Source organism: Streptomyces sp. NPDC046215 (genome assembly GCF_040646215.1).
In the GTDB taxonomy this organism is placed as follows: Bacteria; Actinomycetota; Actinomycetes; order Streptomycetales; family Streptomycetaceae; genus Streptomyces; species Streptomyces stramineus.
On sequence record NZ_JBEYZW010000032.1, the window covers coordinates 62644 to 74417 of the forward strand.

The window sequence follows — 11774 nt, forward strand, 5'->3', positions numbered from 1 at the left end:
TTCGGTGCGGGAGCGCGGCGGCGGCCGTGGCGGCGCTGGGCCGCCGCGGCCGCCGTGGGCTGCTCGCATGCTGACGAGGCGAGGCCGGGCGGGGAAAGCTACCCGCAGACGGGGGCGCCTCGACATCACTCCACCGATGTCACTCGATACGGTCATCGCACTCGCTTGTGGATGCTTACATCATTTCGAGTGACTAGCTGATTCCTGCGTCCAAATGGGCGTTACGGTGCCTACAACCCAAGCATGTGAGAGGGGCCGGAGGCCTTCGCTGCCACCGGATCACGGGGAGGGGCACGCGCATGACCACTGACGAGGCACGCGACCCCGATCGAGCGATCGCCATCGTAGGAGTGGCCTGCCGCCTGCCCGGTGGCATCTCCCGGCTCGATGAGCTGTGGAGTGCCTTGGAGCAGGGCAGGGACCTGGTCGGCCGGGTGCCCCGGGACCGGTTTGACACCGACCGGTTCGTCGACACCGCGATGCCCCGGGTGGGCAAGAGCTACACCCTCGCGGGCGGGTTCCTCAAGGACATCGCCGGATTCGACGCCGCCTACTTCGGAATCTCGCCGAAGGAAGCGGCGCACATGGATCCGCAGCACCGGCTGCTGCTGGAACTGACCGCCGAGGCCATGGATGATGCGGCCCTTGACCCCTCGGCGCTCGCCGGGTCCGACACCGCCGTGTACGTCGGGGTCTCCGACACCTCCTACGGCGCCCTGCAGATGTCGATGCTGCGTTCCGTCAACGCATACACCATGTCGGGGGCCGCGGCGTCCATCGCGGCCAACCGCCTCTCCCACGCCTTCGACCTGCGTGGCCCCAGCATGACCATCGACACCGCCTGCTCCTCCTCCCTGGTCGCACTGGACCGTGCCTGCCGCACCCTGCGGGAGGGCGCCAGCCGCACGGCTGTGTGCGGCGGAGCCAACATCCTGCTCAGCCCCTTCCACTACGTCGGGTTCTCACAGGCGTCGATGCTCTCGCCGCGAGGCAGGTGCGCCTCCTTCTCCGCCCATGCCGACGGGTTCGTACGAGCGGAGGGCGGTGCGGTCGTGCTCCTCAAACGACTGCGGGACGCCCTCGCCGACGGCGACCGCATCCGTGCGGTCATCCTGGGCAGCGGCGTCAACAGCGACGGACGGACCGTCGGCCTGGCCCTGCCCAACCCTCAGGCGCAGGAGGACCTGCTACGCCAGGTCTACGCGGAGGCCGGGGTACACCCGGACGAGCTGGTGTATTTCGAGGCGCATGGCACCGGTACCCCGGTCGGTGACCCGGCGGAGGCCAAGGCCATCGGCCTGGCCCTGGGGATGCGCCGGGTGACGGGCGAACTCCCCATCGGCTCGGTGAAGACCAACCTTGGGCACCTCGAACCGGCCTCCGGCATGGCGGGGCTGTGCAAGGCCCTGCTCGTCCTCGAACACCGCATGGCGCCGACGTCCCTGCACGCCGATCCGCCGCACCCGGACATCGACTTCACCGGTCTCGGCCTGACGCTGACCACCGAGAACCGCTCTCTGCCCGGCGTCGAACGACCCGTTGTGGGCGTCAGCTCGTACGGATTCGGCGGCACCAACGCCCACGCCGTCCTCACCTGCGCGCCGCGGCCTTCCGACGCGGCCTTGGGTCCGACAGGCTGCGCGCCGCCGGGGGAGGGGCTGCCGGTGGTGGTTTCCGCGCGCTCCGGGGAAGCCCTGTCACAGGCGGCGGCGGATATCGCGGACCGGCTGGCCCACGCCGCCGATGAGGAGTTCTACGACATCGCCTATACCTCGTGCCTGCGCAGGGGCAAGCACGACCACCGCGCCGCCGTCCTGGCCCGCACACCCGCCGAGGCCGCCCGCCAGTTCGCCGCCCTCGCCGGGGACACCGAGGCCGGCAGGCCCGGTGCCTCCCACGCGGCGGCCGGGCCCAGGGACGCGGAGGCCGGCGTGCCCCCGGGAGCCGGTGCGGAAACAGCGGGCACCGCGGCGGCTGCGAGTCCCGGGGCGGCCGGCGATCGTGAAGTGGCCGCGGCCACCCCGGCGGATCGCACGAAGCCGCCCGCGGCCGGCGCGCGGGCCGAAGCGGTCACGAGCGGCCGCGTCGCCTTCGTCTTCACCGGGAACGGCTCCCAGTGGGCGGGGATGGGTGCGGACCTCCTCGCCCAGGACGAGGTCTTCCGATCGACAATGGCCTTGGTGGACGCCGAGCTGACACCCCGCCTGGGCTGGTCGGTGATCGAGACTCTGGCCGCCCCGCCCGTGCAGTGGCGCCTGTCGGCCACGGAGATCGCGCAACCGCTGCTCTTCGCCGTGCAGCTCGGTGTGGTGGCCGTGCTGCGGGCGCGGGGCGTCCAGCCAGCCATGGTGCTCGGCCACAGCGTGGGTGAGGTGGCCGCGGCTCACACCGCCGGCGCGCTCACCTTGTCGCAGGCGGCGCAGGTGATCGCCGAGCGCAGTGCGGCCCAGGCGGCCACGGCCGGCTGCGGCCGGATGGCCGCGGCCGGCCTGTCACCCCAGCGGGCCGCGGACGCGCTGGCCTCCTCGGACGGCCGGCTGGAGATCGCCGGCTTCAACAGCCCGCAGGACGTGACGGTCGCGGGTGACGCCGCGGACCTGGCCGGATTCGGCGCCGATATGGAGCGGCGCGGCGTGTTCTTCCGTGACCTCGGGCTCGATTACGCCTTCCACAGCCGCTTTATGGACCGCCTGGAAGACCGCCTCACTACCCATCTGGCCGACCTCGTTCCCTCCCCGCTCACCGCCCCCTTGTACTCCACCGTGACCGGAAAGCGGGCGAGCGGTCTGGATCTGGGCGCCCAGTACTGGTGGCACAACGTGCGCAGCCCGGTGCGGTTCGCGGAAGCGGTCGACCGAGCGCTGGACGACGGCGCGGACGTACTCCTGGAGATCGGTCCGCATGCCGCACTCGGCACCTACCTGCGACGCTGCGCCGCCACCCGCCCCCGACGGACTGTCGTCGTCCTGCCGACCCTGCGCCGCCATGGCGACGGTCCGGTGGCCCTGTCCACCGCGTGCGCGGCCCTGATCGCCGCTGGCGCCTCTCTCGACCGGGACCGGTACTTCCCATGCCCCGGCCGCGTCGCCGACCTGCCCTCCTACCCCTGGCAGCGGGAACGGCACTGGAACGGCACTCCTCACGCCTGGGTGCATTCGAGCGGCAGTGGTGTGATCGAACACCCGCTGCTGGGCGAACGGCTGCCCGCTCCGCTGCCGGTCTGGGAAGGAGCCGTCGAGCCCGTCCTGGTGCCGTGGCTGGCCGATCACCGGGTCGCCGGTTCGGTCGTCATGCCCGCCACCGGCTTCGCGGAGATGGCACTGGCCGCCGGCCGGGCCGTGCTGGGCGGCCCGGCGGAGGCGGAACACCTCGACATCGTCAGCGCGCTGGTGGTGCCCTGGGCGGACGCCTCCCGCGTCCGTACCCAGGTGTCCCTGAGCCCGGACGACGGCGCTGTGACCATCACGAGCACGGACGGTCAGGCGGGCGCACCCCGCCCGCACGCCCGAGCACAGGTACGGACGCTCCTGCGGGGCCGGCCCGCTTCCTTGGACGTCGACGCCATGCGCGAAGCATGCCCACGACTGATCGCAGGCAAGGAACACTACGCCTCGTGCGCGGCGGCAGGTCTCCTCTACGGCCCTGCGTTCCAGGTCCTTCGCCACCTCCGGGTCGGCGACGGGCAGGTCGTCGCCACCTATCACCACGGCACTCCGGGCGACCCGTACACCGCGCACCCGGCGGTACTTGACGGCGCTCTGCAGGCCGGGGCACCCCTGCTGGCCCAGCACCTGTCGGAGGGGCAGGCCTACCTCCCCGCCTCGATCGCCGCCGTACGCGTGTGGAGCACGCCGGCCACCACGGGACTCGTGTGGGTCCGTGAACGCGGTCACTCCGGCAACGAAGTCTGCTGGGACATCACCCTCGCGGACGAGGACGGCACCGTCACCGCACAGCTCGACGGCTGCCGCCTTCGGCGCCTCACGGCACCCCACCACCTCCCCGTCCTCACGCAACAGACCGTGCTGCGCGCCGCCCCGCACCCCGAGACCCCTTGCGCGCCCAGCCCTCTTCCCTCCCCACGACGCATCGAGGAGGCGGCGAGCCACCGCATCGCCGAGGCCATCACCGGCTGGCGGGAGACGGGCGACCAGTACATCCCCCTTCTCCACCACGGGACAGCCGCGCACATCGCGGCGGTCATCGCCAAGATGCTGCCCGACCCGGCCGAGCCCTTCACACTCGACGACCTGATGGAACACGGTGTACAGGAACGCCACCGCCGCATGCTGCTCCTGTCCCTCTCCATGCTGCGGGACAACGGCTTCGCGGCCGAGGACGGGGAACGATGGCGGCTGTCCACGACACGGCCGGACCTCGAAGCCCTCCACCAGCACTGTCTGGCCCAAGCGCCCGCCCACATCACTCTGTGCGCCCTGATCACTTATCAGATGGAGCATCTCGCCGACGTGCTGCGCGGCACCGAGGACGCCATGGAGGTCCTGGTCCGGGAACCGGTCGCGAGGAGCCTGGAGCAGCTCTACGACATCGCGCCGTCCAGTCGCTTCTACCACCGTCTGGCACAGGCCCTGCTGCGCGAGATGGTGAGCCGCTGGCCCCAGGACCGCACCCTGCGCGTGCTGGAGATCGGCGCCGGCACGGGCGGGGCCACCGCGGCTCTCCTGCCGCTGTTGCCCCCGGACCGCACCCACTATTGCTTCAGCGACATCTCGCCCTTCTTCTTCTCCCGCGCCCAAAAACGCTTCCAGGGTTACGACTTCGTACGCTACGAGACCTTCGACCTGGATGCCGACCCCGTCGGCCAGGGATTTCCCGCGGGCGGCTTCGATTTGGTGGTGGCGGCCAACTCACTGCATACGGCTAAGGACCTGGAAGCCGCTCTTCGCCATGTCGCCACCCTTCTGGCCCCCGGGGGCATGCTGCTGGCGGTCGAGTCCCACGCCCCCGAGCTGCTGCTGCCCGTCTTCGGAACGCTGGACAGCTTCTTCGGCAACACCGACACCGCTCTCCGCCCGCATTCCGTGCTCCTGCCGCGCGAGAAGTGGCCCGCCTTGCTGAAGCGGTGCGGATACACCGAGGTCGTACAGACCGGTGAACACAGGGCACCGGCCCGTGACCAGTTCTCCGTCATCCTCGCCGCCGTCGGCGCCGCTACCCGGCCCGAGGAGCCGCCCCCGCTGCCCGATTCCAGGCCGGACACCGCCTACCTGGTCGTGGGCGAAACACCGGACGAAGAGCACCTGGCGCAAGCCGTGACCGAGATCCTGACCGGTCACGGAGACTGCCTCGTGCGCTCGGTGACCGAGGGCCCCGAAGCGACCGACTGGGACCCGCTCCTTTCCTTCGAGGGCCGCTTCACCGAAGAGGCATCGCCCGCCGGGACGGTCTGCGTCACCCTCATTCTCGGGCACGCCCCGCAGACCGACCCCGGCGAGCTGGTAGCAAGAGCCACCCGGCGCGCGCAGACGCTGCGTTCGCTTCTGAATGCCCGCCGGCGACTGCCCCACGGTGTCCGCACCGAGCTGTGGCTGGTGACGCGGCCTGCCGGGGCCGTCCCCGCACTCGGGGAGATCACCGACGCGGCCGATGCCATCCCCTGGGGAGTGGCCCGCTGCCTGTTCAACGAGCAACCTGACCTGGACTCCCGGCGCGTCAGCCTGCACCGGACCGAGAACGTAGCGTCCGATGCCCGGCGCCTGGTGCGCGAGCTTCTGGAGCCCACCGACGAGGACGAGATCGTGCTGACGGCCCGGGACCGGTTCGTCCCACGTCAGGTGGAGCGGTCCACGGCCCCGGCCGACGGCACCCGGTCCTTCGCCCTGCGGGTGCGCAATCCCGGCCTGGCCTACCAACTGGCCTGGGAGGAGACCGCACCAGCCGAACCGGGCCCCGGACAAGTGGCCGTGGAGGTGCGGGCCACCGCCTTGAACTACCGCGACATCATGCAGGCCGTCGGGCTGCTGCCCATCGACCGCACCCGGCCCGACCGCGGCCCCGCGGACCTGGGGTTCGAATGTGCCGGTATCGTCACTGCCTGCGGCCCCGCGGTGAGCCGGGTCAAGCCCGGCGACCGGGTCGTCGCTCTGGCGGCCGGCTCCCTGTCGTCGCATACGGTCACCGACGCACGGGGACTCTGGCCCATCCCTGACCACATGACCTTCGCCGAGGCCGCGACCATGCCCGTAGCCTTCGCCACCGTCCACTACGGACTCGTCACCCTCGCCCGTATGCAACCCGGCGAAACGGTCCTGGTGCACGGCGCGGCCGGCGGAGTGGGCCTGGCCGCCCTCCAATACGCCAAGGCGTACGGCGCCCGTGTGATCGCCACAGCCGGCACCGATTTCAAACGCACGCTCCTGCGCCGCCTGGGCATCGAGCACGTCCTGGACTCCCGCACCCTCGACTTCACCCACCGGATCGAGGAGATCACCGGCGGCAAGGGCGTGGACATCGTACTCAACTCCCTCGCAGGCGAGGCGATCACCCGCGGCCTGGAGCTGCTGCGCCCCGGAGGGCGCTTCGTCGAACTCGGCAAGCGCGACATCCACGAGAACAAGCCGCTGCGTCTGCACCCCTTCGCCAACAACATCGCCTTCTTCGGCGTGGACCTCATGAAGGTCATGGACGACGCCCGGATGATCGATGCGTTGCTCACCGAGGTCAACGAGACCGTCCTGCGCGGCACCTGCCACCCCCTCCCGCACAGCGTCTACCCGGCCGCCCGCGTCGAGGAGGCCTTCCGCCTCCTCCAGCATTCCCGGCACATCGGGAAGGTCGTCGTCGCCTTCGACCCGCTGGACGAGCCCCCGCTGGTCACGCCACGCCCGCGGCCCTTCCGGCTCGACCCCGAGGGCACCTACCTCGTCACCGGCGGTACGAGCGGATTCGGAGCCGCCACGGCACAGTGGCTCGCCGATCTCGGTGCCCGTCACCTGGCACTGGTCAGCCGACGCGGCGCCGACGCGCCGGAAGCCGCCGATGTTCTCTCTCGCCTCGCCGCCCGAGGGGTGACCGCGACCGCGCACCCGGCCGACGCCACGGATGTGAATACCATGCGGGCCGTCGTGCGCGAGATCGACCTCAGCGGGCATCCGCTGCGGGGCGCGGTGCACTGCGCCATGCACCTCGACGACGACCTCCTCGCTGATCTGGAACCCGAACGCTTCGCCGCCGTCCTGGCACCGAAAGTGGGCGGCGCGGCCGTGCTGGACCTGCTCACCCGGGGCCGGGAATGCGACCTGTTCCTGCTCCACTCCTCCGTGAGCGCCACGTGCGGGAACATTAGGCAGGCCCCCTACGCCGCCGGCAACCTCTACCTCGAAGCCCTGGCACGCCGCCGCCGGCAGTCCGGTTCTCCCGCGACCGCGATCGCCTGGGGAGCCATCAGCGAAACAGGCTATGTCGCCCGTCACGGCCTGGAGAACTCCCTCCGCGCACTGGGCCTGGAGCCGATCACTCCGTCCGAGGCGTTCGCGGCCGGTGAGGCGCTGCTCGCCGATCGCGCCGACGTCGCCTTCCTCTCGCGCACCGACTTCGCACGCGCCGCCGCGCTGCTGCCGGTGTTCGGCCGGGCCCGCCTGCGGGACCTGGTCCCGGCCCGGAGCGAGCACGACGGCCTCACGGTGGAGGAACTGCTCCGCACCGCCGGCCGGGTGACCGGCGAGGAAGCACTGGCCTTCATCGCCGACAGCCTGGCCAAACTGATCGCCGAGGTCCTGCACATGGACCACGCGCAGCTGGATCACCACCGCAGACTCGACGAATACGGCATGGACTCCCTGATGGGCGCGGAACTCCTGCTCTCGCTACGACAGCGCTTCGGCGTCGAAATCCCCCCGATGGAACTGCTGCGCAGCAACGGCACCGTCGCAGACCTCGCCCAGATCCTCCACCTGCGCCTCGGCCTGGGCCAGTCGGCCCAGGAAACCGCTGCCACACCGGCCCCGGGCCCTGCCGCCGACCACGCCCTCGTACCCCAACAGCCGACTCCCGAGGAAACCCCGCAAACCGCTCAGCAATGACAACGGAACCACGGGTCATCGCCAACCGATGACAGGCTGGAGAACTCGTATCCTGACCTATGCCGCCAGGGACTGCTGGGACTGACAGCCAAAGGGGGGCCACGCTGGCAGTACCGTCGCCGTCCTGGGCCGCCCGGCTGGGGGGGCCTTCGCCGCCGCATCATGCACACACTCCCACGCCCTGCCGGACATGCCACACACCGTTGGCGGGTCACGAACGGACGTACCGGGCGGAGACAAGAAAGCAGGCATCGCTGGGGCGCTATCGGTCGCGTCAGCGGTAGAGCACGAAATCCGCGACACGCCATGGCTGGAAGCCCGGCTCGGTCAGTGTCACCACTCCCGCGTATACGCCCGGCCGCACCTCTCGCAGCCAGTCTGTGATCATCCCGCCCGTGTCGTGCGGATACTCAATGCGGATGGCCTCGCGGCCGTCGTCCGGGTGGGTGGCATAGCCGACCTCGCCCCGGATGACCCGCAGACCGGGGCCGACGATCTGGTACAGGTGCCCCCCACGCCGGTCGGTGTGGAAGACCTTGCCGTGCCAGACCGCGCCGGCCAGCAGGCCGAGTGCCCGGTCGGTGACCGGTTGTCCGCACGGGCCGCACCTCAGCAACTGGCCACGCATGGGCCCGTAGGGCATCCCTCCCGCGGGAGCCTGCGCGAAAAGCGCGTCGAACGCGGTCTGGCCGCACCGCTTCAGCTCCTCGGCGGCCTGCTCCGCGACGCCGCGCACCTCGCACGGCCGCCCCTCGGCCACCTTGTCCGGCAGGGCCGCACCGTGGGAGGACGCTGTGGGAAGGGACAGCGCGAGGGCGGCCCCTAGAGCGAGGGACAGAGCGCGAGGGGAACGGCCTCGCCTAACCGGAAGGATGGCACGTGTGATATTCACACCCTGGACAACGCCTTCACAGCCGGTACGACACGGGGGTGTCACTCAAGGCTATTGCAGGAGGACGACGGTCGGGATTCAAGGCCGTCAACGTCCGCCTACAGCAGAGCGGGGACTTGCCTCGATCGTAGCTCCGGCGCCCTGGCCCGGTGCTCCGGTTATGGGCGGCAGGGTCGGGACCAGGACGAGCACCTGCCTCGCACGGAGTTTTCGGGCGGCCTCGGCTGCGATGAGTGTCCCTCTTTTTGAAGGGTTTACGAATCTGAGTGTTTTTGTCGCCGGACCGTATGGGGTGTCACAGTTGGGGGAGTGGCCTGACGACCTGGGCGGACGTGGCGGGCGATGGCATCGGGCTGCTGTGATCATGGTGTCGTCGTGGTGACGAGTGGCTGCCGTGGTGGTGCAGTTTCCTGAGCGATAGCGCTTCTACGTGTTCATGAGGCGTCGGTGTAGACAAGATGGCGGCCGCAGATCGTGCACCGGAAGAGCATGGCGCTCGCACCGTCGCCGAGGCTGCGTAGGAATTCCTCGAGCTGGTCGGCGTTGTGCCAGCCGCCCATGCGTAGGTCGGTGCGGAGCTGGTCGAGGGCTTCCGGGTGCCCGGCGAGTTCGGTGTAGCCGACTTCACCAAGAAAGGCGGCGGCATCGTGGCAGTGGACGAGCCAGCGGGGATCCTGCCACGCGGAGAAGGCGGGTGTGCGGCGGGTGACTTCCTGCAGCACCTCATAGGACACCTCGTCCAGCCCGTACGCGTCGACGAACTCGCCGTCGAACCGTTCCGCCGCGGAGCCGTCGGCGATGCACCATGGGCAGACCCGGCCCGGCACCTCCTGCTCGGTGTACAAACCCAAGGTGTAGAGCCATCCGTGCGTCTGCCCGCAGCAGACGCACACCTCGCCGCTCGCCGCGATCGCGCCGGTGGTGACGGGATCAGGGTGGTACCGGAACGACGGCAGCGGCAGGCTCACCGCTGGACCCCTTCGAGGTAGAGGGCGGCCAGCTGAGGCAGCCGCTGGCGCATCTCGTCCGCATTGTCAAAGTCGAAGCCCTGGCCCATGTCGTGGTCTTGGTTTCTCACGCCATGGCCGACGCGGTAGTGGTCGAGGGCGGGATAGAAGCTGTCCCTGTTACTGGTGAGGCGCTCCCAGGCGGCCGCGGTTACGTAGCCCATCTCTTCGCAGAAAACAGCCTCTCCGACACCGGTGGCGAACGCGTGCTGGATGTCGGGGTGCTCGGCGAGATCGTCAGGGCAGCGGGCCACGCGTTCGTACCAGGTGCGACCCAGGCTGATGAGGCCTGCTTTGAAGTCCATGAAGGAGTCGTCCGAGCAGCCGCCGCAGACGAGATAGCCGGCCGCCCATACGTCCCACCGATCGATCACCGTGTCCAACCTGCCCATGCAGACCTCGAAGGCCAGGACCTGCTCCTCGCCTTGCGCAACCAGCAGATCGGTCAGTGCTTCCTGCAGCGGCGCATCGGCTGCGCGGGCGGTGTCGATGAGCTGCCAGAACGTGTCCGTGTTCATATCGGATGACTGTGCCATGAACCACTGACAGTGAGCCCTTTCCAACCTGACGGTGAGGCTGGCGGTTGGCGGGGCTGTACGAACTGACGAAGCTCCTGGTAGACGGGTTCACGACCAAGATCACTCGAGCCGTCCGGGAGCTTCGTGTGCATGTTTACCGATCGGTGATCAATCTGTCGACGAGGCACCTTCGTGACTTCGCTCAGCACCTGGCTGCCCGCCGCCGCGAGATCGGCACCCGATGGCGGCGCATCACGGCGGGCCGTCAGGCCCTGCTGGTTCTCGACCACCTGCGCTGCGGCGACACCGACGCCCAACTCGCCGCCGGGTTCGGCATCGGAACCGCGACGGTCTACCGCTGCATCCGCGAGGCGATAGAGGTGCTGGCCGCGCTCGCGCCGAGCCTGGCCGAGGACATGCGGACTGCGAGCCGACTGGCTTTCGTGATCCTCGACGGAACGCTCCTGCCGATCGCCCGACCGGATCACCGACATCGTGAAAGCCGTACTCATCCTCCACCGCACATCACCGTGAGGTTGGAAAGGGCGCCGTAGTCGCGGGCAGCTCCCTGGTGAACTGCGAGTCCTGCCCCGCTCACCTGAGGGCGCGCTCACGCAGTCGGCCTACATCAGCCAGCGGCTGGACGCCGTCACGACCAAGGAGAGCTGGAGCGGTGCTTGGCGGTTGGTGCGCACTCTGCTGCGCGCCCGGCTTCAGCGCGACGGAGAGGTAGCCGCCGTCGACGAAGTGCTCCTTCGATAGCAGGTCCCGGTGTTCCAGGTTGGCCAGGATGCCGGGGAGGGCTTTGCTGTCGTGGACGGCGGCCTTGGTGGTGGTCACATCCGTGATCACGCTCGGTGTGCCCGGGTCACAGGTCTCGGTAACGTGAGCCAGCAAGCCCTTCCAGCGGGTCTCGCCCCGGCGCGCTTAGCGGGCACTCACGTCGTAGGGCGACACGATGGCAACCGCCGAGGGCGGCAGGCCAGCGTCCTTCGCCTCCCGCCACTTCGGGCGGTCCTGGGCATCGATCAGGTAGTTCTACACGAATATCTGGCGTAGGGCCTGGACCTGCTCGCCGTCGCGGAGGGCGAGCAGGTAGCGGTGGACGTAGCGCAGGAGCAGGCGGACATCCTCGCCGGTCTCTTTGATCCGGGTCTTGGGCCGGGAGGGGTTCTTGCCGAGCCGGGCCGCGCGACCGTAGCGCCGGCCCTAGCTTGTGTTGTTCGGACAGGTTGGTGACGCGGCTGGCTGGTGGGTGGCCGTCGATGCCGGTGTGGGGTCGGTGGTAGTTGTACCAGTCCAGCCAGTCGGGAAA

5 protein-coding genes and 2 pseudogenes are annotated in these 11774 nt (G+C 69.9%); 2 read left to right on the top strand and 5 right to left on the bottom strand.

The features are described from left to right. Nucleotides 1–299 precede the first annotated feature (299 nt). The gene (locus ABZ951_RS16495; RefSeq protein ID WP_344090801.1) at nucleotides 300–8042 is read left to right on the top strand and encodes an SDR family NAD(P)-dependent oxidoreductase; all 7743 of its coding nucleotides are present in this window, start codon (nucleotides 300–302) and stop codon (nucleotides 8040–8042) included. Between the two features lie 274 nt (nucleotides 8043–8316). Here ABZ951_RS16495 and ABZ951_RS16500 read toward each other — a convergent pair whose 3' ends face one another. The 3 genes from ABZ951_RS16500 to ABZ951_RS16510 all read right to left on the bottom strand — a co-directional run bounded on the left by ABZ951_RS16500 (nucleotide 8317) and on the right by ABZ951_RS16510 (nucleotide 10459). After that, nucleotides 8317–8778, bottom strand: coding sequence for a hypothetical protein (locus tag ABZ951_RS16500; RefSeq protein WP_344090799.1), 462 nt, complete (start codon nucleotides 8776–8778; stop codon nucleotides 8317–8319). 590 nt (nucleotides 8779–9368) lie between these two features. Continuing rightward, nucleotides 9369–9902: a CbrC family protein gene (locus tag ABZ951_RS16505; RefSeq protein WP_344090796.1), complete on the bottom strand. Its 534-nt coding sequence runs from the start codon at nucleotides 9900–9902 to the stop codon at nucleotides 9369–9371. Next, complete coding sequence (locus ABZ951_RS16510; RefSeq protein WP_344090791.1) at nucleotides 9899–10459, bottom strand: DUF4240 domain-containing protein; 561 nt, start codon at nucleotides 10457–10459, stop codon at nucleotides 9899–9901. The genes ABZ951_RS16505 and ABZ951_RS16510 overlap by 4 nt, the downstream gene beginning before the upstream one ends. Nucleotides 10460–10605: 146 nt before the next feature. On the opposite strand from ABZ951_RS16510, the pseudogene ABZ951_RS16515 reads away from it, so the two are divergent. Beyond that, nucleotides 10606–10938 (top strand): annotated as a pseudogene (locus ABZ951_RS16515) (transposase family protein); the annotation flags it as partial. A 115-nt stretch (nucleotides 10939–11053) separates the two neighbouring features. Here the strand turns inward: ABZ951_RS16515 and ABZ951_RS16520 are convergent. Both ABZ951_RS16520 and ABZ951_RS16525 read right to left on the bottom strand, forming a co-directional pair. Beyond that, nucleotides 11054–11299, bottom strand: a complete 246-nt coding sequence (locus ABZ951_RS16520; protein WP_344090789.1) for a hypothetical protein — start codon at nucleotides 11297–11299, stop codon at nucleotides 11054–11056. 376 nt (nucleotides 11300–11675) lie between these two features. Beyond that, nucleotides 11676–11774, bottom strand: a pseudogene (locus tag ABZ951_RS16525) (IS481 family transposase); the annotation flags it as partial.